Below are 21,596 nucleotides of genomic sequence, written 5' to 3'. Positions count from 1 at the left end.
CCTTGTTCCGCGCAGATCGCCGCCCGTGCAGGCGGGCCCGCTGGGTCACGCGGCGCCCGACCACGGGGGCGGCGCCGCTGTCGGGCGCCGCATGGCATGAAGCTGAGTGAGCGCGTGCAGCAAGCTGACAGGATTCGCCGTCCTGCCTGCGGCTTCCGTTGGCAGAGTGGGGGACACCGCAGGGGCACGACCGGCCCAGAACGCGCGGGGAACAGCAAACGGGGGGTACGTCATGGGGGCCAAGGGGTTCGCGGGGTTCAAGAAGGCCGCCGCGGTGTCGGGTGCGGCGCTCGCGCTCGCACTGGTGGGCGGACAGGGGCCGGCGCAGGCGCAGGTGCAGGCGCAGGCCGAGGAGTCGGGAGTGACTGCTCTGGTGGCCGCTGTCGATTCCATCGCCGAGCGCGTCTGCGCGACTCGGCTGCCCGTACGGCTGCCGCTCTGCGGCGGGCAGGGCGGCGGCACCTGGAAGCCCGTCAACGGGTGGCAGATCGAGAAGCCGAATCCGTAGGGACGGCGGGAACAGTCGGCAGCAGTACACAGGGGGTGCCCCGGCGGTCGGATCGCCGGGGCACCCCCTTGTTCGTACTGTGCCCAGGGTCCTGCCCCGGTCTCACACCCAGCCACGCTCCCGTGCGAGGAGCGCCGCGTGCGCCCTGCTGCTCGCGCCCAGGATGCGCAGTACGTCGGCGACATGACGGCGGTACGTCCGCACCGACACACCCAGCGAGCGTGCCCCCGATTCGTCCTTGCCGACGTGGCACATCGCTTCCAGGACCTGCTGCTCCATCTCCGAGAGCCCGCCGCCCTCCGCCCGCTCGTCGATGAGCACGGTGAGGTCGGTGGCCTGGTCCCAGATCTTCTCGAACAGCGCCAGGATGTTGGCGACCAGCCCCGCCTCCCGGGCGAGCAGAGCCCCGCGCCGGGTGTCGGCCGGGTCGACCGGGACGAGCGCTGTGCGGCGGTCGTAGACCAGGAGCCGTTCCGCGATGGTGTCCGCGACCCGGATCTGAGCGCCGAGCGAGGTGAGGTCGCGCAGATAGCCGACGGTCGGCTGATGGTCCAGGGCTTCGCGCAGTACGACGTTGCGTATCCGTACCCCGCGCCGCAGACAGCGGGTGTCGAGCGGCCGGGCGTGTTCGATGTTCGCCGGGGTCAGCTCGGTGTACGGCTCGACCGAGAGGATCTCCTCGCGGGCGAAGAACGCCAGGTCGTCGATCCGGCCCCGGATCTGGCCGAGATCTTCCAGGCGCTCGATTCTCCCGGAGTCCGGCTGCTCCTTCAGGCTTTGCTCGGCGCGCAGGCCGGCTATCAGGTGCCGGGACTGGGTGACCTGCTGGAGCTGCTGGTGGAGTTCGCGCAGCCGCAGGTCGGTGAGCCGGTCCACGGCGATCTCGGGGTCGGCGGCGGAGATCGCCCCGGGCCCGCAGTCCGTTCCGGTTCCGGTCGCTTCCGTTTCGTGCAGCAGGCCGAGCTCGGACAGGTGCTCCAGCGCGCTCCCGATCTCGTCCAGCGGGACATGCAGCAACAGCTGGATGTCCTCGGCAGTGGTGCCGGGGTTCCGTAGAAAGTGCCGGTAGATGCCCTCTTCCGTATCGGTGAGTCCGAGTACGGACAATTCCCCCATGGTGCCTCCGTACGCAACGCAATCGGTCGCCGGTTGCAAGTCGGCGCGCTGGTCAGGCGCGCAGGAAGGCCTGAATCCGGCTATGTGATCACTGTGAGGGTACCTGCAACAAGCTGCACGGGCACTGGCAGCAAGTAGCGCCCTGGAACTGCCCGATGACGTGCTCCGGTTTGGCATTGTTCTCTGTGTCGGAACGAACGCCGACAGCAGAAAGAGAAACGCAGGACAAGCCGTACCAGTCGGGATCAACCAATTACGTCGCGAAATGGAGGACAGGGCATGACTTCTTATTCGGTACTCCTGCCCTTTCTCCCGCGCCGGCCGGAGCAAATCCTTCCGTACGCCGGACTGGTGCACTGGAGCAACGCGAGCCGCCTCTGGCAGGGGCAGTCCGTGATGATCGAGCCGCACCAGGGATTCGTCGCAGCGGCGGGTGCGGGATTCCGCGTCCCGACCGGACTCGGCGTCACGCTCATGCCGCTCCGTCACCCGTACGAGGCCGCCCTCCAGGCCCGCTCGCTGGCGATGGCCACCGGGCAGCCGGTGATCGCCGGATTCGGGCCCGGCGGCCGGCCGTTGCAGCGGTCGCTGCTCGGCGAGGCGTACCGCAGTCCGCTCACGGCGGCGCGCGAGTACCTCTCGATCGTGCGCGGACTGCTGGCGGGCGAGAGCGTCGACACCCGGGGCGAGTACTTCAGCTGCCGGGCCGAGATGCCTCGCCACCCGGTGCCGGGTGTGGAGATCGGGCTCGGTGTGCTGCGGCCCGGTATGGCGAAACTCGCAGGTGAGGTTGCCGATGTCGCCGTGACCTGGCTGACTCCGGCGCACTATCTGCGGGACACCGTGCTCCCGGCGATGCGCGAGGGCGCGGCGGACGCGGCGGACGGCAAGGGGGCCAAGGGACGTGGAACCCCGAGGCTCACCGCCATCGTGCCGCTCGCCCTGGCCCGGCCCGACCGTGATCCCGCCGAACTGGCGCACGCGAGCAACGCCGCCCATCTCCAGGGCGCCCACTACATCGACATGTTGCGCCGGTCCGGGACGGATGTCGCCGGTGACGACCCGGCGGCGAACGCCAAGGCGCTCGTCGACGGCGGGGCGTTCCTCAGCGGAGACCCGGACGAACTCGTCGGAAAACTGGGCGCGTTCCGCGAGGCAGGGGTGGACGAGGTCGTCCTGAACCTGACGGGCGTTTGCAATCTGTACGGCCCACAAGCGGCCCTGGACGAAACGAAGCGAATTCTGGCCGCCCTGGCCGCCTGACCGTGGGGGAAGACGAAACAATGGCTGATCTGAAAGAGCGGCTCATCCGCTGGGGGACTGGTACGGCCGGCGCCGGCCCGACTACCGGTGAATTCTCGTACGGCGGCGCGGAAACCGTCGTACTGGAAAACCGGGAGCACCTTACGGCGATGCTGAATTCCGGTGTTGCCGGGACGGACACGCTGGTACTCGTGCCCGGTGTACCCGGCGAGGACACGACGGCGGACGGCCGCCGCGTCGTCGGGTACGAAGGGTCGCTGGCCGGGGCCGGCGGGGAGTTCTCACCGGGCGCGGGCTTCTACCTCCAGATCCAGGGCTACGGCATCAGCGAGTACATGTCCGTCGCCGGGCCGACCCTTGTCCGGATCGCCGACGACACCGACTTCGGCGTCTTCCTCGCCGACGCCGACCGGGCCCTGCTCGACGGCACCTTCCCCGACTTCCTCACCCACCCCGCCATCCAGCTCGCCGACCTCCCCGGCCTCGGCGTCGACCGCACGCCGGCCGCCGGACCCCGGTACCGGCTGTACGTCGACGCGGACGGAGCCGTCTCCACCACGCCGGGCGGTACCCGCCTCGGTACGGCGGGCGACGGGCCCGAACTCCTCGACGCGCAGTGGCAGCGGCTCAACAGCGGCGCGCAGACCACCTGCGCGGTGTGCCTGGGGACGGTCGTGGACGACGACCTACGGCGTACGGAACTGGCCGCGAGGCCCTGGCTCGGGCGCTACCTGGCCGCCCTCGGCGCGATCCGGGCCCTGCGGGCCCGGGGCGTGGACGGCAGCATCCGGGTCTCCGGCTTCGGCGGGCGGATCACCGACGCGCTGGCCGCCGACGCCGGTGCCGACGCCGATCTGCGGGACGCGGACGCGCCGCTCCTCCTCTGGACCGACCAGGACGTGTACGTCCACGCCCCTGCCCCCAGCCGCACCTTCAGCGTGGAACGGGCAGCCGCCACGCCGGTCGAGGCGCTGCTGGCCTGCGGTTCGGCCGAGGCGGCGGCGGAGTTCGCCGATCCGGACCACACCGTACGCATCGAGCGGTTCCTCGCCCGGGCCGGAGTGTGACCACGATGACCGCACCGACCACCACCACCCCGACAACCATCCCCGGACGGGCCGGGGAGCTGCTCGTCGAGCTCGGCTCCCGAGCCGTCACCGGCGACCTCTATGCCGAAGCGGGCGCGCAGGTCTACCACGACGTGGCCGGCCGCAGCACCCACGAGGTACGTGAACTGACCGGCCTCGTGCGGACCTTGCCCGGCGATGTCCTCGACCTGGCGGCCGGCTCCGGGCGGCTGACCATGCCGCTGCTCGCGCTGGGCCGTCAGGTCACCGCCCTCGACCTCTCCCCGTACATGCTGCGGCTTCTCGAGGACCGGCTGGCCGCCGCGCCCGCCGCCCTGCGCGAGCGCTGCACGGTCGTCGAGGCCGACATGAGCGCCTTCGCGCTCGGCCGCACGTTCCCGGTGATCGTCCTCGGCACCACCTCCGTCTCGCTCCTCGACGAGCGCGGCCGGACCGGTCTCTACCGAGCCGTGCGCCGGCACCTCGCGCCCGGCGGCCGGTTCCTTCTGTCGACCGTCGGCATGGACACGGACTCCGGCCAGCCCGCCGAAGCCGAACTGGTGGTGGAAGCCGAAGCCGGCCGCGCCTACCGGATGTACGAGCACTGGGCGGTCGGCGACAGCGCCCGCACGGTCACCGTCTTCCCGGCGCGGATCCCGGACGACGACAGCCCCGTGCAGGTCACCACGACCAGCGTCGGCGTGCTGCCCGCCGCCCTCCTCGAAGCCGAACTGGGCGCCGCCGGATTCGCCGTCCGCGCCCGGCACCCACTGCCGGCCGTCGGCTCCCGCCACCACGACGTACTGCTCGAAACGGAGGTCACGCCATGAGTCCCGTACACACGAAGAACGCGCTGTGGCCGTCCCTCCTGGCCCCCGCCCTGCACGGCTCGGACGCGCTCTGCGCGGTCTCCGCGCACGGAGTACGGGTCCGGTACGCCGATGGCAGCGAACTCCTCGACGCCTCCAGTGGGTTGTGGAACACGAACATCGGCTACGGCAACGAGGCCATCGCCCGGGCCGCCGCCGAAGCGCTCCGCGAAGCCTCGTACCTGAGCGTCTTCCGCTACGAGAACACCTACGCCCGTGCCGCGGCCGCCGCCCTCGTCGAGCTGTGCGGCGCCGACACCTACGGCCGGGTCCTCTTCTCGACCTCCGGCGGCGCCGCCAACGATCTCGTCATGAAGCTCGCCCGCCACTACCACGCCCTGCGTGGCGAGGACCGCCGCAAACTCGTGGTCGGGCTGCGCGGCAGCTACCACGGTCTGACGTACGGCAGCTTCGCGCTGACCGGCGAGGACCTCGGACAACAGGTGTACGGCGTCGACCAACGCCTCATCCGCCACGTCGACCCCAACGACCCGGCCGGAATCCGTAGCTTGATGGAGCGTCAGGGGGCGATGGTCGCGGCCGTCGTCGTCGAGCCGGTGCTCGGCTCGGGGGCGGTGCCGCTCACCGAGGAGTACGTCGACGAGCTGCTGCGGCTGCGCGAGGAGTACGGCTTCCTGCTGGTCGCCGACGAAGTGGCCACCGGCTTCGGCCGTACCGGCGACTTCTTCGCCTCCCAGCGCTGGCCCGCCCGGCCCGACCTCCTGGTGACCTCCAAGGGGCTCACCAACGGTACCGGCGCCGCGGCCGCCGTCATCGCCTCGCACACGGTCGCGGACGCCTTCGACACGGTGGGCGCCATGCTGACCCACGGCGAGACCCAGGCCGGCACCCCCGTGACCTGCGCCGTCATCCTGGCCACCATCGCCGAGATGCGCCGCCTGGACGCGGTCGCCCTCGGCCGGGCCCTGGGCGAACGGCTGGACGCGGAGCTGTCCGGGCTGGTCGACGAGCACCCCTGGGTGACGGGCACCACCGGTGTGGGCTGTTTCCGGTCGCTGCGACTGACCACCCCGGACGGGAAACCGCTGCCGCAGGCGCGGGTCCCGGAGCTGGTCGCCGCGATCCGTACGGCGGGCGCCATCGTGCACCCCGGCGTCCACGGCATCCAGCTCTTCCCCGCGCTGACCTACACCGACGCGGAACTGACCGAACTGATGGACCGCATCCGCGCCGGACTGGCCCTGTTCACACACCAGTCGGCGCAGACGGAAGCGCACACAGAGGTACCGGCATGAGCTACGGCCGGGGCGGACCGACCCGGGTGCTGATCGGTCCCGACGCACTCACGGCATGGCTCCCCGACGGGGCGGGCCGCACGGCCGCCCTCCTCGTGGACAGCGCTGTCGAGACGGCGGGGATCACGGCCCTGGTACGGGACCGCCTCGGCCGGGCCCACTGGCGGACGACGCGGACACCACTGACCACCGGCCCCGGTGATCTCGGCACGGCTGCCGTGATCGCCGAAGGCCTCGCCGACAGGCTCGCCGGCATCGGCCTGGTGGTCGCCATCGGCGGCGGATCGGTGCTCGACCAGGCGAAGATCGCGGCTCTGCTGCGGGCCAACCCGGTCGCGTACACCCGCCTCACCGTGCCCCAGCGCGGCGGCCTGATGGGCCTGCCGGGCGAGGTCACCCGTACCGTCCCGCTGCTCGCCGTACCGACCACCCTCGGCACCGGCAGCGAACTGAGCGCGGTCGCCTGCCTGGCGTACCCGCAGGGCAAGCGGCTGATCCTCGGCGGCGTACTGCGGCCGGAGGCGGCGCTGCTCGACCCGTCGGCCACCGCCACACTGCCCTGCGAACTGGTCGTGGAGGGCGTCCTGGAGGCGCTGTTCCGGGCGGTCAGCCCGTACGCCGGTGACCACCGGGACGACCGCCGCACCGAGGACCGTCTGACGGAGACGGTCGCCCGGCGGCTCGTCCAGCTCGGCTACGAGGCGGTACGGGAAGAAAGGCCGAGCGACGCGCTCCGCCTCGACATCGCGAAGCTCAGCGGGCTCACGCACGGTGAATGGCTGCACCAGGGCCGCGACCCGTACGCGGTCAAGGGCTGGCTCATCGCCAACGAGATGTCGTCGGCCCTGGGCGTACGGAAGATGACCGCCGTCGCCGCGCTGCTGCCGCACCTGTGGCGGGCCGTGCTCGACGGGGAGCCACGGCTGGGCTCCGCGCCGCGGCTGCACCGGATGTGGGCGGAACTGCGCGACGCCGCGCCACAGGACCGGGCGCAGGCCCTGCCCGAGGACCCGGCCGACGGGATCGCCGCCCTGATGGACGACTGGCGGGTGGGCCGGCGGCTCACCGCCGACGGCCCGGGGCAGATCGAGGCCCTGGCCGAGCGGACGGTACGGGCCTGGGGCGCCGGGCTGCCGATGCTCGGCGGCCTCCGGGCGCAGGACGTGCGCCGCCTGCTGGACGCGGCGCTCGGCGCGACCACCGCGCACACCGCGCGCACCTGAGACTTCCGCTCCCGATCCCGGGAGCGGGCGGAAAAGAGAGCAACGGCTCTCGACACTCATGAGAAAAGGGGGAGTTCCCATGCAGGAGAACTTCGACAACAACAACGACTTCAGCTCCGCCCTGGAACTGGGCATGCAGGAGCTCGAGGCGATGGAGGCCCCGGGCTGGTGGACCGCCGGTGGCGTCGTCGTGGGCGCGACCGTCGTGTCGGCCGTCGGTGTCTCGACGGGCGTCGCCGTCTCGATCATCACCTGATCGGACCGTGGTCGCGCAGCGGCAGGCCATGAAGGCCCGGCCGGCGGACCTGATTCACTCGACTCGATTCAGTCTCAACTCAACGGGAGGGAAACGGATATGAAGGACATCGTCACGCAGGAGGCGCACGACTTCGACGCGTCGCTGGAGCTGGGCATGCAGGAGCTGGAGGCCATGGAGGCCCCGGGCTTCTGGAGCGGCTTCAAGACCGGCGTCGTGATCAGCACCGTCGCCAGCGCGGTCATCGCCACCTGATCCGGCCGATCCACCGGATCCAGCTGATCAGCGGCGACTGAACCGCATACGGATTTCCGCGGCGGCGTCCCTGGGACCTCGGAGGACCCTGGGCCGCCACCGCGGAATCCGCGCTTCGTCTTCCACCACCTCGCCCCACCAAGGAGTCCAGCATGGCCAACAGCCGAGACAAGGCAGCGGCCGAGAACAAGAACCTCGCCTTCGCCTGCGCTCTCATCCCGCTCGGCATGGCGGTCGCGACCACGCAGCTGACGGGCGGCCTCGAGATCTTCGTCATGGCCGGCCTCGGTGTCGTCATGCTGAGCTGCCTGGTCCGGATCGGTGGCAATCTCCGTAAGGCGCGCCGTTGAGTACCGCGAACGCCTCGAGCACCGGCGCCGCCCCCGTCGTCGCCCTGCGCGGCCTGACCAAGCGCTTCGGCGAGGTCACGGCGGTCGACGACCTGACGTACGAGGTCCGACCCGGCCGGATCGTCGGCCTCCTCGGCCGCAACGGAGCCGGTAAGACCACCTCGCTGCGGATGCTCCTCGGCCTCTGCCGGCCGACCTCCGGCGAGGCGTCCGTCTTCGGCCGCCCGTACGCCGAACTGCCCCACGCCGCTCGCCGGGTGGGCGTCAGCATGGACGCCGTAGGGCCGCTCCCGGGAGCCAGCGCCCGACGCGAACTCACCATCTGGGCCCGGACCCTGGGCCTGCCCAAGCAGCGCGTCGAGGAGGTCCTCGACCTGGTCGGCCTGGCCGACGGCGGCGCGGCCTCCCGCCCCGTCAAGGGCTACTCGACCGGCATGAAACAGCGCCTCGCGCTCGCCACCGCCCTGCTCCCCGACCCCGAACTCCTCGTCCTGGACGAGCCCGCCAACGGCCTCGACCCGGACGGCATCCGCTGGCTGCGCGGCCTGCTGCGTGGCCTGGCCGACGAGGGCCGGACCGTCCTCGTCTCCAGCCATCTGCTCTCCGAGGTGGAGCAGACCGTGGACGACGTCGTGATCATCCAGAGCTCGCTGCGGTACGCCGGTCCGCTCGAAGGACTCGTCGGCGCGGGCGACGGGGAACGCCTCGAAGACCGGTTCTTCTCCCTGGTCGGCACGGCGACGGCCGCGTCATCGGTCGGCACGGCGACGGCCGCGTCATCGGTCGGCACGGCGACGGCCGCGTCATCGGTCGGCACGGCGACGACCGCACCATCCGCTGTCGGAGGACAGAACCATGCGTAACCTGCTCGCCGGCGAATGGGCCAAGGCCTGGACCGGCCGCGGCTGGCTGATCCTTGCCGGATGCGGCGTCCTGATGTCCCTGCTCGGTGCCCTCGGTTACGCCTCCCAGGGCGCCACGGCCATCGACGAGGGCACCATGGGCCGGGCCGCCGTCACCGACGACATCGTCCGCTCCTGGTTCATGATGTCGCTCTTCACCTCTCTCTTCGGCGCGATCTCCGTGTCCCGCGAGTACACCTCGGGTGCCATCGGCCGCTCCGTGCTGATGAGCGGCGGCCGTACCCGCCTGCTCGCCGCCAAGGTGCTGGTCGCCACCGCCGTGGGCGCCCTTGCCGCACTGCTCACCGCCGCACTGTCCCTCGCCTCCGCCTGGGGGGCGCTCGCGGCCGACGGGACCGAGCCCGCGTGGCACGGCGAGACCTGGCTGATCCTGCTGGGCGTGTTCGCCGTCAACACGCTCGCCGCTCCCTGGGGCGCGCTGATCGGCTGGATCGTCCGGCATCAGGTCGGGGCCGTCGTGACCGTCGTCGCGCTGACCCTGGTCGTCGATCCGGCGGTGCAGGCCCTGGTGCCGGACGCCGGCAAGTACCTGATGACGATCGCCCAGAGCTCCGTCTACCGGGACATGAAGCCCGAGCTGCTGTCCACGCCGCTCGCGCTGCTGGTGATCGCGGGCTGGCTGGCGGCCGCCGGGCTCCTCGCCCGGAGACTGTTCACCGCCCGCGACGTCGTCTGACGCCGTCCTGTGCCGGCTGACGTCGTCCTGTGTCGTCCTGTGCCGGCTGACGTCGTCCTGTGTCGTCCTGTGCCGGCTGACGTCGTCCCGTGCCGTCCTGTGCCGGCTGACGTCGTCCCGTGCCGTCCCGTGCCGTCCCGTGCCGGCTGACGCCGCCCCATGCCGACCGACGCCGTCCGACGTCGTCCGAGTCCGCTGAAACCCGCCACGTCCCGCCGTCCTGAGGAGAGAACCAGGCATGTCCAGCACACCCGCCGGTGCCGTACTTCTGGCCCCCGAGCGGCTGGCCCGTCCCCGCCTCGCCCCCGACGTGGTGGTCCACGAGCCGGCCGAGCCGGGTGCGCCCTGGGTGGTGCAGCGCGGCAGCCACCAGTACTTCCGCCTCCAGGAGGACCTGGCCCGCCTCGTCCGGGCCGTCGACGGCGTACGCGACCACGACGACCTGGCCGACGCCCTCGGCGCGCCCTGGACCCAGGCCGATGTCGGCTCGGCGGTGCGGACACTCGCCGGGGCGAAGGTGCTGGACGACGGGGTGCCGAAGAAGGACCGGAGTTCGTGGTTCCGGTTCGTCCCGCCGCTCACCCTCCAGTTCACCCTCCTCAAGCCGGACCGGCTGCTGGCCCGGCTCGCCCCGCTGGTGGCGGCCGCCGCGAACCGTAGGGCCGCCGTGGCCGCCTCGGCCGTCACGATCGGCGGACTGCTCGCCCTGGCCCTCCGAACGGCCGACCTCCAGGGCGCGTTGGGGCGCCCCTTCGCGCCCCTGCTCTACCTCTGCGTGATCGGCGCGGTGCTCGCCACCACCGCCGTCCACGAGATCGGTCACGGCGCGGTCCTCACGTACTACGGCGGACGGCCGACCCGGATGGGCATGATGCTCTTCTACATGTCGCCGGCCTTCTTCTGCGATGTGTCCGACGGCTGGCGGCTGCCGCGCAAGGAGCAGCGGGTACGGGTCGCACTCGCCGGAATCGCCACCCAGACCGTCATCGCCGGGGGCGCCGCCCTCGCCACCCTCTTCATGGGCGACTCGGCGGCGCGCGACGGGGTCCTCGTGTACGCCGTCGTCACCTACCTCTCCGGCATTCTCAACCTCCTGCCGTTCGTGAAGCTGGACGGCTACATCGCGCTGATGAGCCACCTCGACATCCCGCATCTGCGCGACCGGGCGATGACCGACGCCCGCAGATGGCTGGCCCGCCTGCTGATCGGCGGCACCGGCTACCGCCGCGAACTGCCCGGCGTGCGCTGGGCGGTCCCCTTCGGCCTGCTCTGCATGACCTTCCCGCTCTACATCGTGGCGGGCGCGATCACCCTCTGGTCGGACAGCCTCCAGCGCCTCGGCGCCCTGGGCGCGCTCCTCGTGCTGTGCGGCATCGGCTACTTCCTCCACCACCTGGCGCGTGGCGTACGCCGCTTCGCCCGCGAGGCCCGTACGGCCGGTGGGCGCTCCTGGCGCCTCGGCGCGGTGCTCGCCCTCGCCGCTGCCGCCCTCGGCGTACTCGGGCAGTCGGTCCAGGTCCCGTACACCGTCAACGGCGGCTATACGACGGCCAAGGACGGCCGGATCACGCTGCTCCTGCCCCTTTCCACCGACCGTTCGCTGATCGAGGCCGGTGCCCCGGTACGCCTCTACCGCGCAGGCATCGCGACCCGCGCGCAGACCGGCGCCGCGACGGTCGCCGTCGACGGGGCGGACGGCACGGACGCCATGGCCCCGCTGTCGGCGCTGATCCCGGTCCGCAGCGAGGCCCTGCCGACCCCGGCGCTCGGTCTTCCGCTGGAGGTGAGCGATGCGCAGGGCCGGGCTCCCGCCGACGCTTCGGGCACGGCCCAGCTGGACGCGGGCAGCCTGCCGGGCTGGGAGTGGCTCTACACCAAGTACGTCGCGCCGGCCTGGCGCTGGTAGCCGAGAAGCCGAGAAGCCGAAACGGAGAGGGACAGGGGAACGATCATGGATCTCCGGTATGTGACTTACTGCCAGGCGGACAACGCGTTCTACGAGGACCCGGCGACCGCCGCCGCCACCGAGCCCGCTGACGTGGTGGCGGAACCCCCCGCGGGCTGGACCCGGACCGTCAACAGCGACTGGGTGGTCCTGACCCCGCCGCACACCGAACTCCCCGGCCAGGGCTGGAAGATCCATGTCTCGGCGACCCGGGACAACGCCGACCGCATCCTCGACGTCGTTCGCGCCTACTGCGTACGCGAGCGGCTGACCTTCAAGTACATCCGCAGCGTCAAGGTCCTGAACCGGCGCAACAGCAAGTACGGCGACCGCGGCGCGAGCGGCAAGTTCATCACCGTCTACCCGCTGGACGAGCCCCAGCTGGAGCGGGTGCTCGTCGAGCTGGACGCCGAGGTGGGCGGCGAGCCCGGACCGTACATCCTCAGCGACCTGCGCTGGCGCTCCGGCCCGCTCTACGTCCGTTACGGCGGCTTCGTCGCCCGCCTCGGCCGGGACGCGAAGGGCGACCCGGTGCACTGCGTCGAGGACCCGGACGGCCGCCTCGTCCCCGATGTACGCGGTCCCGGGTTCCGGCCGCCCGCGTGGGTGACGCTGCCGGACTGCCTCGCCGAGTCGCTGGCGGCCCGCAACGCGAGCACGATGGCTGACTTCCCGTTCCGCGCGCTCAGGGCGCTGCACTTCTCCAACGGTGGCGGCGTCTACGAGGCCGCGGACCTGCGCCAGGGCCCTGGCACCGGGGACTCCGCCACCGTGCTCCTCAAGGAGGCCCGCCCGCTGGCCGGCCTCGACGAGGAGGGCGCGGACGCGGTGGCCCGGCTGGAGCGGGAGCGCTGGGCGCTGGAGCGGCTGGCGGGACTGGACTGCGTACCGCCGCTGATCGACTACCGCAAGGGCCGCGAACACTACTTCCTGGCAAGGGAGTTCGTGCCCGGTGCATCGCTCCACACCCGCATCCACGAGTCCAACCCGCTGCTGAGCCCGGATGCCGACGCCTCCCCCGAGTCGCTCACGGCGTACACCTCCTGGGCCCTGTCCGTCATCGATCAGATCGATGAGGGCGTGCGGGCCATGCACGCCCGGGGCGTGGTCTTCGGCGATCTGCACCCCAACAATGTCCTGGTCCGGCCGGACGGCACGATCGCCTTCATCGACCTGGAGACGGCGAGCCCGGTCGACGACGCGGCGGCCCAGGCGATCGGCGCGCCCGGCTTCCGCGCGCCGGCCGGTTACGTGGGCGCGGCGGTCGACCGGTACGCACTCGGCTGCCTGCGGCTCGCGGTGTTCCTGCCGCTGACGGTGGTGGTGGGCTGGGGCCGGGAGAAGACGCAGCAGCTGATCGCGCTGGTGACGGAGCACTTCCCGGTACCGGCGGACTTCGCGGAGCGGGTGGAGGCGGACCTGGCGGGCCCGAAGGGTGACGAGGCGACCGGCGCGACCGGGGCCGGTGCGGACGCTGGGACCGTGGTGAGGGTCGGGGCTGTTGAGGCCGGTACGGACGCTGGGATCGCGGTGAGTGCTGGGTCCGTTGAGGCCGACGCACGACAGGAGGCCGCCGAGGCCGCCGAGGCCGCCGAGGCCGCCGAGGTCGACGCACGACAGGAGACTGCCGAGGCCGCCGTGGGCGACGCGAGCGCCGAGCGCGCCGCTGCCCAGGTGTGGCCCGAGACCCTCGCCCCGGCCGACTGGCCGTCCCTGCGCGCGTCACTCTCGACCGGAATCCTGGCCACCGCGACCCCGGACCGCGAGGACCGCCTCTTCCCCGGCGACATCGCCCAGTTCACCGCCCCGGGCGGCGGCCTCAACCTCGCCCACGGCGCCGCCGGAGTCCTGTGGGCGCTGGGCAGCGCGGGTACGGAGATCCCGGCCGCGCACGTGGACTGGCTGACCGGGCGCGTACGCCGCTGGGCCGAGCCCCGCCCCGGCTTCTACGACGGCCTGCACGGCATCGCGTACGCCCTCGACGCCCTGGGCCGTACGGTCGAGGCCCGTGAAGTCCTGGACCGGGCCCTCGCCCTGCCGACGGACGACTTGGACGGCTCCCTCTTCGCCGGCCTCCCCGGCATCGGCCTCTCCCTGCTCCACTTCGGCCACCTCGACGCGGCCGAACGCCTCGCGGAGCTGGTCGCGGACCGTACCCCGGGCGGCTACGCGGCCCGCCCACGCCCCGGCCTGCTGTACGGGGCGACGGGCGCGGCGCTGTTCCTGCTGCGGCTGTACGAGAAGACGGGTGACCGGAAGCTGCTGCACGGCGCGGTGGAGGCGCTGCGTCACGACCTCGCCGAGTTGTCGGCCGGGCCGGGCATCAGCCGGATGCCGTACCTGGCGGTGGGCGGGGCGGGAGTGGCGATGGTCGTGAGCGACGTGCTCCCTCATCTCTCTTCTCCGGAACAGGAGTTGACCGACGCCCTCCCCCTCCTCCAGTCCTCGGTGGCGGCCCTCTACCAGGCCCAGGCGGGCCTGTTCCAGGGCCGCGCCGGGGCGACGCTCGCCCTGCGGCACCTGCGCGACAGAACGCCGGAGCGGGAGCCAGAGCCGGAGCGGGTGCCGGAGCGGGAGTCCGAGCCGGAGCGGGAGTCGGAGACCGACGCCGCAGTACGCCGCCACCTGGTGGCCTTCGGCTGGCACGCCATCCCGTACGCGGGCCACCCCGCCTTCCTCGGCGACCAGACCCTGCGCCTGTCGACCGACCTCGCCACCGGCACGGCGGGGGTCCTGCTCGCCCTGGACGAGGCACTCGGCTCGGGCGGGGGCCTGCCGTTCTTTCCGTCCTCCCGCCGTCGCCGTTCATGACAGGCCGCCGCGTCGTCCTGATCGAACCCCGGTCCACCGAGGTGGCCGGTGCCCCGGAACTGGCAGTCGTACGGTTCGTCGCCCTGCTGCCCGATGGCTGGGACTACGAACCGGAGCTCGCGGGCGAACGCTTCACCGTCCGCCTTCGTCGTCCTAAGGAGACGGACCTGGACTCGGATCTGGACTCGGATCTGGACTCGGATCTGGACCGGGCGCTGGACCGGATCTTCACCGACTCGTCCCTGCGCGCATGGCGCTGGACCGACATCACGCAGAACACGTGAGGGTGCGTATGCGATGAGGGTGCTGGTTGATCAGGCGGCGAGACCTGGTTTCGCGACTCCGTGGAAGTCCTCCCGGCTCGACGACACGGTCCGCGCCGAGCGGTTGATGCCGTGGGGAAGGCGAACGGAGGTGCAGGGCTGTTCATACGAGTGCCCCCGTATCGTTCCTGCTGTCGGTCAGGAAGCCGGTGACCGTCCGGTGGAACTTCTCCGGCTCGTCGAAGAACAGCGCGTGGCCGCTGTGCTCGAAGAAGACGGTCCGGGCGCCCGGGAGCGCCTCGCCGACCCAGGCGGGGCCCTGCCAGGGGAACACCTGGTCCTGACGTGCCACCAGGACCAGGCTGGGCAACCGGATCGTGGGCAGCAGGTCGCGCCAGTCGTGGCGGGTGTGGTCGGCCATCAGCGCGTTACGTGCGTACGCGGGTGACTTGGCCATCTCGGCCAAGAGCAACTCCCTTTCCGCAGGAGTGGGTTCGGTGGCGAGGATGGTGCCGATCTGGTCCTCGTCGAAGGCCGGTGGATCGCAGCTGAGCTGGGTCTGCAGGGCGGCCAGGGAGGGCTCGTCGTAACAGGTGGCGTGTGCGTGCTTCCAGTCCGGCGCGTAGTACTGGCGGGGTGCCTGCTCGACGTACACCGCGCGTGCCAGGCGGTGGCTGCCGAACAGTTCCAGGTAGCTCCAGATGACCGGGCAGCCGAGTGACCAGCCCAGGACGGTGATCTCGCGCAGGTCGAGTTCTTCGAAGAGGTCGAACAGGTCCTTGGCCAGCCTCGACACCCGGTAGCCGTGGCGGGGTTTGCCGGAGTCGCCGTGACCGCGTAGATCGACGGTGATGACGCGGGCGTGTTCGGCGAGGGCGTCCATGTTGCGGGTGAAGAAGCGACCGCTGAAACCCCAGCCGTGGATCAGGACGAGAGGGGGGCCGGAGCCCTGTTCCTCGTAGTGGACCGTGACGCCGTCGCTGGTGGTGATGTCGCCCATGGCTCTCCTTCAACGTGGGGTGTCCCGCCGCGCGGTGTCCGTATCAGCGGTGAGGTGTCGGGTGTTCCCGGAGCGCTCGTCTCAGTGCCGCCCGGCGCCCGGCCCCGGCGGCGCCGGGAAGAGGCCCTCACCGAGCGCGGCCACGGCGGCGGCCCCGTGCCCCGCCGCGAGCAGCGGCGTGCGGATGTCCTGCTCCAGGTCGGGCAGGTAGCCGAAGAGGACATCGGCGGGCCCCTGGATCCGTACGCGGCCCAGCGCGGCCGGCAGCAGCAGACTGCGGGCGCGCCCGAGCCGCTCGGAGCGGCCACCGGACTCCACGGTGACCGGGGCACCGGCGTTGCTGACGACCAGCGCGGTGGAGAAGTCGTGCACCAGTGGGGCCGCGGTGCCCGCCCGCCACCGCTCCAGGGCGAAGTACGGGCCGACGCACAGCACGGTGCGTTCCACCGTGTCGTCGACCCGGACGCTCAGGCCGGAGTGGAACTCGGGGTGTGGACCGGGACGCCACTCCTCGAGGAGCCGCCCGAGGTTGGTGTGCCACTCCTCCTCGTCCAGTTCCGAGCCGTCCTCCATGTGCCGGCGCATGGCGTGCTGCTGGATGTCGGAGGTCTGCTCGATCTCGTAGACCAGGGTGCCGGGGCCGAAACTGTGCAGGGTGCCACCGGGCACGTAGACGGTCTGCCCGGCCCGCACCGGAAGCCGGCACATGACCGCGTCGAAGTCCTGTGCGAGCAGGGCCCGGTGCAGCGTGTCCCGGTTGACACCGGCTTTGGTCCCCACCAGGGCGGTGGCTCCCGGTGCAGCGTCGAGGACGTGCCATGCCTCGGTCTTGCCGTGGGGCTCGCCCTCCAGCCGGCGTGCGGTGTCGTCGTCGGCGTGCAGATGGACCGGGAGGGCACCGGTGCCGTCGATGAACTTGGTCAGCACGGGGAAGCGCGGGCCGCGCCACCCGCGCCCCACGAGTTCGTCGGGGTGCTCCTCGACGAGCCGGCGCAGCGAGCAGCCGGCCAGCGCCCCGTCGGTGACCCGCCCTCCTTCGCCGTCCACATCGCTGACCTCCCAGGTCTCGGCGACCGGGCCGTCGGGCAGGCCTGTACGGCCCAGCCGTTCGGCGAGGATCCGTCCGCCGAAGACGTGCTGCTTGACCGGGGTGGTCAGCCGCAAGGGGTACCAGTCCACGGTCTCTCCTGGTTCCTGATGGGGGTCGGGGCGTGTGAGTGTCAGAGGATGGGTTGGCCGCCGGTGACGGCGATGCGCGCACCCGAGACGTACGCGGCCTCGTCCGAGGCGAGCAGGACGTACACCGGGGCGAGTTCGGCCGGCTGTCCGGCCCGTCCCAGTGGCGTCCGGCCGCCGAAGTCCTCGACCTGCTCGGGCGGCATCGTGGCGGGGATCAACGGCGTCCAAATGGGCCCGGGGGCGACGCTGTTGGCCCGGATGCCCCGGTCGGCGAGCGACTGGGACAGCGAGCCGACCATGTTGGCCAGGCCCGCCTTCGTCGCGTTGTACGCCAGCAGGCCCGGCGGCGGCGTGTCGGAGTTCACCGAGCTGGACGCGATGATCGACGCCCCCGGCTTCATGTGCGGCACCGCCGCCTTGCAGAGGTGGAACATGGCACTGAGGTTGGTCGCCAGCGTGTGGTCCCACTCCTCGTCGGGGATCTCCTCGATCGAGTCGCGGAACATCTGGAACGCCGCGTTGCTGACCAGGACGTCGATGCGGCCGAACGCCTCGACGGCCCGTGCCACCACCTCTCGGCAGTGAGCGGGATCGGACAGGTCACCGGGCACCAGGACCGCCTTGCGGCCGGCGTCCTCCACCCAGCGAGCCGTGTCGCGGGCGTCGTCGTCCTCCTCGTCCAGGTACGAGATGAGGACATCGGCGCCCTCGCGGGCGTAGGCGATCGCGACGGCCTTGCCGATGCCGCTGTCGCCACCGGTGATCACGGCCGCCTTCCCGGCCAGTCGGCCCGAACCGCGGTAGCTGCGCTCACCGTGGTCGGCCTCGGGCCGCAGGTCCTCCTCGGTACCCGGAGGCTGTTGCTGCTGTGCGGGCTTGTCCATGGAGACGTACCTCCTTTTTCTTCCTTGCGTTTCCGGTCGGGTGCCAGGGCGCGTGCCTGCCCGCTTCCCGGCGCCGGGGTCCCGTCGCCGGGCCGCGGGACAGGCCGGGGCGCCTCGAGGGAGCGGTGACCGACTCACCGGGACGGAGGCGCCGGTGCCGACGGACCTGAGTGGACGGCCACGTCAAAGAAGCGGCAAAAAGGGCGACGCGACGGTGCCCCTGTTCTGTTGAGCGGGTTACCCGGGTGCGTGAGGACAAACAGGTCCGGATGGCAAGCGCCCGACGCAAGGAGACCCGATGGTGCCGCCCCGCAATCGCGCACAGGACGTCCGCAAGGGAGGGCGAGAAGGCCGCACCGGCCCTGAGGGACCGGCCGGCCGCGCACTGCTCACGGACCCGCTGAGCAACAAGGGCATCGCCTTCACCCAGGAGGAGCGGGAACGCCACGGCCTGGTCGGGATGCTGCCGCCCGCGGTGCTTTCGCTGGAGCTCCAGGCGCGCCGCGCGTGGGAGCAACTACGGGCGCAGCCGGACGATCTGGCGAAGAACGTGTACCTGGAGCAGCTCCACGACCGCAACGAGGTCCTCTACTTCCGGCTGCTCACCGACCACCTCACCGAGCTGCTGCCGATCGTGTACGACCCGACCGTGGGGGAGGCGATCAAGCGGTACAGCCACGAATACCGGCGACCGCGCGGTGTCTACCTCTCCATCGACCGGCCCCAGGACATCCGCCCCGCCTTCCAGGCGCTCGGCCTGGGCCCCGACGACGTCGACCTGGTGGTGGCGACCGACGCGGAGCAACTCCTCGGCATCGGCGACTGGGGTGTCGGCGGCATGCAGATCTCGGTCGGCAAGCTGGCGGTCTACACCGCCGCCGCGGGCATCCACCCGGGGCGGGCCGTTCCGGTGATGCTCGACGTCGGCACCGGAAACCAGGCGCTGCTCAACGACCCGCTGTACGTCGGCAACGCGCACAGCAGGGTGCGCGGCGAGGCGTACGACTCGTTCGTCGCCGCCTTCGTGGAGGCGGTGGGCGAGCTGTTCCCGCGCGCGCTGCTGCACTGGGAGGACTTCGGCCCCGGAAACGGCCGCCGCATCCTCCAGCGGTACGGCGAGAGGATCCGCACGTTCAACGACGACATGCAGGGCACCGGCGCGATCACACTGGCCTGCGTCATGAACGCGGCACGGGTCACCGGCACACCCATGCGCGATCAGCGGATCGTGGTCTTCGGCGCCGGGACGGCAGGCGTGGGCATCGCCGACCAGCTGTGCGACGCCATGGTCCGCGACGGACTGGGCCGCGAGGAGGCCACCCGCCGCATCTGGTGCGTGGACCGCCAGGGCCTGCTGCGGCAGTCCACCGAGGGACTCCGCGACTACCAGCAGCCGTACGCGCGCCCCGACGACGAGTGGCCCGACGACAGGCCGGCCGACCTGCCGAGCGTGGTGGACCGGGCACACCCGACCGTGCTGGTGGGAACCTCCACCCAGCACGGCGCCTTCACCGAGGACGTGGTGCGTTCCATGGCCCGCCACGTGGACCGACCTGTCGTCCTGCCGCTGTCCAACCCCACGGAGAAGATCGAGGCCATGCCGGCGGACGTGCTCCGATGGACCGGTGGCAAGGCGCTGGTCGCCACCGGCATCCCGGTACCTCCGGTGGAGCTGGACGGCACCACGTACGTCATCGGCCAGGCCAACAACGCCCTTCTCTACCCGGGGTTGGGGCTGGGCGCCGTGGTGGCCCGCGCCGAGCGGATCACCGACGGCATGCTCCAGGCCGCGGCGGAAGCCGTCGCCGGCCTCGCCGACCTGTCGGAGTCCGGGGCCACCCTGCTGCCGGAGGTGGAGAACCTGCGCACATCCTCGGCCGTGGTCGCCGCGGCCGTCGCCCGCCGAGCCGCCGCGGAGGGCATCGCCCGGACCCGCCTCGACGACGTGATCCAGCAGGTCCAGGACGCCATGTGGCAGCCCGAGTACGGCTGACGGGACGAGGCGCCTGGAGTCCCGGGTTGGGAAGGCACTTTCACGCTTCCGTATCGACAGCGGCCGCGCGCGAACGAAACAGTGGGGCCATGGGCGGGCTATGGGCGCTGCTTCATCCGGTCGACGATCGCCCAGTCCACCACGTGTGACAGCTGGATGTACGTCTTGTCGCCGGACGCCGAAGTCCGTTCGTCGCGGAAGCCCAGGAATTCATAGGATTCCGGGTCGAAGATGAGGTACTTGCCCTTCGCGAACGGGCTCTCGGGGTAGGAAATCCCCACCCCGGTGCGCCCGGCGGAGTCCTTCACTCCCGGAACTGCCTCGACACCGGGCACCAGGGCCAGCGCCTTGTACGCGGCGGGACGCAGCCCCTGGGGCAGCACCGGCCATTTCAGCAGCTCACCGAGCATGAAGTAGGCCTGGAACCATTCCTGTGCGGTGAAGTCGCTGATCGAGCTGCTGGACGGTCCGCCGCCGGCGATGTACGGAATGAGTTTCTGCGGGTCGGTGGGCAGCCTCTTCAGCTTGCTCCACTCCCGAGGCGGCCACACGCTCTCGCCCTTCTTCAAGGGCTCCTCCCAGATCACCCGGCCGAGTTCCATGGTCAAGGAGCGCTTGGAGCCGTCCACCGAGTCCCAGTTCACGTCCTCGTAGGTCTTGACCGCGCCGGTCTTGCGTTCCGTCTCCTTGATGATCCGCTTCGAGTAGATGAACTGGTCGTCGCGCGGCGCCACAGGCTTCTCATACGTGCCCGTCTGCGCTGCCGCCCCGTTCAGCACGGTCACGGCGCTGACGTTACCCATCCTCGGGGTCGCCGTGCCCGATACGCGGTCGGCACGGTCGGGGTGATCACCCTCGTCGGTGCCGCCCTGAGTGATCAGTACCGCCGTTCCCGTAGCCGCCACGGCGACCACCGCAGCTGTCGCGAGGCGGAGCGCGTGGCGGCGGCTGGGGGCCGCATCGGGGTGCTGCTGCGCGCGCGCAATCGCGTTGAGCAGTCGGTAGCGGGCCTTCGCTCGGGTCGGGTCGGTGAGCGGGGCAGCGTCCGTGTCCCAGTCCCGCAGGAGTTCGAGTTCGTCAGTCATGGCCGGGTACCTCGCAGTGTCGTGGGATCGGATCCGCCCAACGCTTCGCGTAACTTGCTGCGAGCCCGGTGCAGCCGTGATCTGACCGTGCCGATGGGGACACCGAGGGCCTGGGCCACTTCCTCGTAGCCGAGACCGCCCCACGCCACCAGCAGTAGTACGTCCCGGTGCCGTGCGGGCAGGGCGGCCAGTGCCGCTGCCAGCTCGTGCCGTACGGCCTGTGCCCCCACCCGGGCCGCGGCACGGTCGGCCAGCGGCTCCTCGTGATCGGCCGCGGCCGGGATGCGGGCCATGGCTCTGAAGCGGCGGCCCTCGGCCCGCCGGTGTCGGCCGACCAGGTTGGTCGCTATACCGAACAGCCAGGGCCGGGCGCCGTCGCCCGTGGCCCGCGAGGGGTTGTACCGGTGCCGGTGCTGGAAAGCGGTGGTGAAGGTCTCTGCCATGAGGTCGTCGGCCGGCTCGCCACCGAGCCTGCGGGCCAGATAGCGATGTACCTCATCCGCGTATCGGTCGAAGAGCACGGCGAATGCTTCGGGCTCGTCCCGGGACCGCGCAATCACCGAGGCATCGCTCTCCGCCCCCGTGCGGACGCCTGGCTCGACGGTCATCGGGGCTCCTCTCGTTCAAGGGAACATGCTTTGAAGGCTTGGGCTTTCATCTCTCCTTCGCCGCTC

21 protein-coding genes are annotated in these 21,596 nt (G+C 71.5%); 15 read left to right on the top strand and 6 right to left on the bottom strand.

Features of this window, described 5'->3' with window-relative positions:
* The first annotated feature begins 232 nt into the window (after positions 1-232).
* Positions 233-508, top strand: coding sequence for a hypothetical protein (locus ACIPFH_RS21830; protein ID WP_401828551.1), 276 nt, complete (start codon positions 233-235; stop codon positions 506-508).
* 102 nt (positions 509-610) lie between these two features.
* On the opposite strand, the gene ACIPFH_RS21825 is transcribed toward ACIPFH_RS21830, so the two are convergent.
* The gene (locus ACIPFH_RS21825) at positions 611-1,624 is read right to left on the bottom strand and encodes a helix-turn-helix transcriptional regulator (protein WP_401828550.1); all 1,014 of its coding nucleotides are present in this window, start codon (positions 1,622-1,624) and stop codon (positions 611-613) included.
* A gap of 279 nt (positions 1,625-1,903) precedes the next feature.
* Here ACIPFH_RS21825 and ACIPFH_RS21820 point away from each other — a divergent pair, with 279 nt between their 5' ends.
* The 13 genes from ACIPFH_RS21820 to ACIPFH_RS21760 all read left to right on the top strand — a co-directional run bounded on the left by ACIPFH_RS21820 (position 1,904) and on the right by ACIPFH_RS21760 (position 14,802).
* Positions 1,904-2,887, top strand: a complete 984-nt coding sequence (locus tag ACIPFH_RS21820) for an LLM class flavin-dependent oxidoreductase (RefSeq protein WP_401828549.1) — start codon at positions 1,904-1,906, stop codon at positions 2,885-2,887.
* 20 nt (positions 2,888-2,907) lie between these two features.
* Entirely contained in the window at positions 2,908-3,954 is a 1,047-nt protein-coding gene (gene mpaB / locus ACIPFH_RS21815; RefSeq protein WP_401828548.1) for a daptide biosynthesis RiPP recognition protein, read from the top strand.
* A 5-nt stretch (positions 3,955-3,959) separates the two neighbouring features.
* On the top strand, positions 3,960-4,784 hold the full coding sequence (mpaM, locus tag ACIPFH_RS21810; RefSeq protein ID WP_401828547.1) for a daptide-type RiPP biosynthesis methyltransferase: 825 nt from the start codon (positions 3,960-3,962) through the stop codon (positions 4,782-4,784).
* Positions 4,781-6,079 (top strand): daptide-type RiPP biosynthesis aminotransferase, encoded by a 1,299-nt coding sequence (mpaD, locus tag ACIPFH_RS21805; RefSeq protein ID WP_401828546.1) that lies wholly within the window; start codon positions 4,781-4,783, stop codon positions 6,077-6,079. Before mpaM ends, mpaD begins: the two co-directional genes overlap by 4 nt.
* On the top strand, positions 6,076-7,302 hold the full coding sequence (mpaC, locus tag ACIPFH_RS21800) for a daptide-type RiPP biosynthesis dehydogenase (protein ID WP_401828545.1): 1,227 nt from the start codon (positions 6,076-6,078) through the stop codon (positions 7,300-7,302). The genes mpaD and mpaC overlap by 4 nt, the downstream gene beginning before the upstream one ends.
* Positions 7,303-7,381: 79 nt before the next feature.
* Positions 7,382-7,558 carry a daptide-type RiPP gene (locus ACIPFH_RS21795; protein WP_356247010.1) on the top strand — a complete coding sequence of 59 codons (177 nt, stop codon included), beginning with the start codon at positions 7,382-7,384 and terminating at the stop codon, positions 7,556-7,558.
* A 99-nt stretch (positions 7,559-7,657) separates the two neighbouring features.
* Positions 7,658-7,813, top strand: coding sequence for a daptide-type RiPP (locus ACIPFH_RS21790; RefSeq protein WP_356247012.1), 156 nt, complete (start codon positions 7,658-7,660; stop codon positions 7,811-7,813).
* Between the two features lie 152 nt (positions 7,814-7,965).
* Positions 7,966-8,163 (top strand): hypothetical protein, encoded by a 198-nt coding sequence (locus tag ACIPFH_RS21785; RefSeq protein WP_356247014.1) that lies wholly within the window; start codon positions 7,966-7,968, stop codon positions 8,161-8,163.
* Positions 8,160-9,026, top strand: coding sequence for an ABC transporter ATP-binding protein (locus tag ACIPFH_RS21780; protein ID WP_401828544.1), 867 nt, complete (start codon positions 8,160-8,162; stop codon positions 9,024-9,026). The genes ACIPFH_RS21785 and ACIPFH_RS21780 overlap by 4 nt, the downstream gene beginning before the upstream one ends.
* The gene (locus tag ACIPFH_RS21775) at positions 9,019-9,762 is read left to right on the top strand and encodes an ABC transporter permease (RefSeq protein ID WP_401828542.1); all 744 of its coding nucleotides are present in this window, start codon (positions 9,019-9,021) and stop codon (positions 9,760-9,762) included. The genes ACIPFH_RS21780 and ACIPFH_RS21775 overlap by 8 nt, the downstream gene beginning before the upstream one ends.
* A gap of 238 nt (positions 9,763-10,000) precedes the next feature.
* Positions 10,001-11,668, top strand: a complete 1,668-nt coding sequence (gene mpaP / locus ACIPFH_RS21770; RefSeq protein ID WP_401828541.1) for a daptide biosynthesis intramembrane metalloprotease — start codon at positions 10,001-10,003, stop codon at positions 11,666-11,668.
* Positions 11,669-11,713: 45 nt separating this feature from the next.
* On the top strand, positions 11,714-14,518 hold the full coding sequence (lanKC, locus tag ACIPFH_RS21765) for a class III lanthionine synthetase LanKC (protein ID WP_401828540.1): 2,805 nt from the start codon (positions 11,714-11,716) through the stop codon (positions 14,516-14,518).
* Positions 14,515-14,802, top strand: coding sequence for a hypothetical protein (locus ACIPFH_RS21760; RefSeq protein ID WP_401828538.1), 288 nt, complete (start codon positions 14,515-14,517; stop codon positions 14,800-14,802). Before lanKC ends, ACIPFH_RS21760 begins: the two co-directional genes overlap by 4 nt.
* A 142-nt stretch (positions 14,803-14,944) precedes the next feature.
* Here ACIPFH_RS21760 and ACIPFH_RS21755 read toward each other — a convergent pair whose 3' ends face one another.
* The 3 genes from ACIPFH_RS21755 to ACIPFH_RS21745 all read right to left on the bottom strand — a co-directional run bounded on the left by ACIPFH_RS21755 (position 14,945) and on the right by ACIPFH_RS21745 (position 17,844).
* The gene (locus ACIPFH_RS21755; protein ID WP_401828536.1) at positions 14,945-15,781 is read right to left on the bottom strand and encodes an alpha/beta fold hydrolase; all 837 of its coding nucleotides are present in this window, start codon (positions 15,779-15,781) and stop codon (positions 14,945-14,947) included.
* Between the two features lie 81 nt (positions 15,782-15,862).
* Entirely contained in the window at positions 15,863-16,960 is a 1,098-nt protein-coding gene (locus ACIPFH_RS21750; protein ID WP_401828535.1) for a class I mannose-6-phosphate isomerase, read from the bottom strand.
* A 41-nt stretch (positions 16,961-17,001) separates the two neighbouring features.
* Entirely contained in the window at positions 17,002-17,844 is an 843-nt protein-coding gene (locus tag ACIPFH_RS21745; RefSeq protein WP_401828534.1) for an SDR family oxidoreductase, read from the bottom strand.
* Between the two features lie 298 nt (positions 17,845-18,142).
* Between ACIPFH_RS21745 and ACIPFH_RS21740 the strand changes: the two genes are divergently transcribed.
* Positions 18,143-19,837, top strand: a complete 1,695-nt coding sequence (locus ACIPFH_RS21740; protein WP_401828532.1) for an NAD-dependent malic enzyme — start codon at positions 18,143-18,145, stop codon at positions 19,835-19,837.
* Between the two features lie 98 nt (positions 19,838-19,935).
* Here the strand turns inward: ACIPFH_RS21740 and ACIPFH_RS21735 are convergent, their stop codons facing one another.
* Positions 19,936-20,922 carry a CU044_5270 family protein gene (locus ACIPFH_RS21735; RefSeq protein WP_401828531.1) on the bottom strand — a complete coding sequence of 329 codons (987 nt, stop codon included), beginning with the start codon at positions 20,920-20,922 and terminating at the stop codon, positions 19,936-19,938.
* Entirely contained in the window at positions 20,919-21,530 is a 612-nt protein-coding gene (locus tag ACIPFH_RS21730; protein WP_401828529.1) for an RNA polymerase sigma factor, read from the bottom strand. The genes ACIPFH_RS21735 and ACIPFH_RS21730 overlap by 4 nt, the downstream gene beginning before the upstream one ends.
* Between the last annotated feature and the right edge of the window lie 66 nt (positions 21,531-21,596).

The organism is Streptomyces sp. NPDC088157, from assembly GCF_044741545.1.
GTDB lineage: Bacteria > Actinomycetota > Actinomycetes > Streptomycetales > Streptomycetaceae > Streptomyces.
The sequence above is the reverse complement of the archived record's forward strand: the minus strand, read 5'-3'. Positions and strand labels throughout refer to the sequence as shown.

Excerpts from the sequence above, each read along its gene's own strand:
- ACIPFH_RS21830 (WP_401828551.1), top strand. The coding sequence starts at position 233 with ATGGGGGCCAAGGGGTTCGCGGGGTTCAAGAAGGCCGCCGCGGTGTCG.
- ACIPFH_RS21825 (WP_401828550.1), bottom strand. The coding sequence starts at position 1,624 with ATGGGGGAATTGTCCGTACTCGGACTCACCGATACGGAAGAGGGCATC.
- ACIPFH_RS21820 (WP_401828549.1), top strand. The coding sequence starts at position 1,904 with ATGACTTCTTATTCGGTACTCCTGCCCTTTCTCCCGCGCCGGCCGGAG.
- mpaB (WP_401828548.1), top strand. The coding sequence starts at position 2,908 with ATGGCTGATCTGAAAGAGCGGCTCATCCGCTGGGGGACTGGTACGGCC.
- mpaM (WP_401828547.1), top strand. The coding sequence starts at position 3,960 with ATGACCGCACCGACCACCACCACCCCGACAACCATCCCCGGACGGGCC.
- mpaD (WP_401828546.1), top strand. The coding sequence starts at position 4,781 with ATGAGTCCCGTACACACGAAGAACGCGCTGTGGCCGTCCCTCCTGGCC.
- mpaC (WP_401828545.1), top strand. The coding sequence starts at position 6,076 with ATGAGCTACGGCCGGGGCGGACCGACCCGGGTGCTGATCGGTCCCGAC.
- ACIPFH_RS21795 (WP_356247010.1), top strand. The coding sequence starts at position 7,382 with ATGCAGGAGAACTTCGACAACAACAACGACTTCAGCTCCGCCCTGGAA.
- ACIPFH_RS21790 (WP_356247012.1), top strand. The coding sequence starts at position 7,658 with ATGAAGGACATCGTCACGCAGGAGGCGCACGACTTCGACGCGTCGCTG.
- ACIPFH_RS21785 (WP_356247014.1), top strand. The coding sequence starts at position 7,966 with ATGGCCAACAGCCGAGACAAGGCAGCGGCCGAGAACAAGAACCTCGCC.
- ACIPFH_RS21775 (WP_401828542.1), top strand. The coding sequence starts at position 9,019 with ATGCGTAACCTGCTCGCCGGCGAATGGGCCAAGGCCTGGACCGGCCGC.
- mpaP (WP_401828541.1), top strand. The coding sequence starts at position 10,001 with ATGTCCAGCACACCCGCCGGTGCCGTACTTCTGGCCCCCGAGCGGCTG.
- lanKC (WP_401828540.1), top strand. The coding sequence starts at position 11,714 with ATGGATCTCCGGTATGTGACTTACTGCCAGGCGGACAACGCGTTCTAC.
- ACIPFH_RS21760 (WP_401828538.1), top strand. The coding sequence starts at position 14,515 with ATGACAGGCCGCCGCGTCGTCCTGATCGAACCCCGGTCCACCGAGGTG.
- ACIPFH_RS21755 (WP_401828536.1), bottom strand. The coding sequence starts at position 15,781 with ATGGGCGACATCACCACCAGCGACGGCGTCACGGTCCACTACGAGGAA.
- ACIPFH_RS21745 (WP_401828534.1), bottom strand. The coding sequence starts at position 17,844 with ATGGACAAGCCCGCACAGCAGCAACAGCCTCCGGGTACCGAGGAGGAC.
- ACIPFH_RS21740 (WP_401828532.1), top strand. The coding sequence starts at position 18,143 with ATGGTGCCGCCCCGCAATCGCGCACAGGACGTCCGCAAGGGAGGGCGA.
- ACIPFH_RS21735 (WP_401828531.1), bottom strand. The coding sequence starts at position 20,922 with ATGACTGACGAACTCGAACTCCTGCGGGACTGGGACACGGACGCTGCC.
- ACIPFH_RS21730 (WP_401828529.1), bottom strand. The coding sequence starts at position 21,530 with ATGACCGTCGAGCCAGGCGTCCGCACGGGGGCGGAGAGCGATGCCTCG.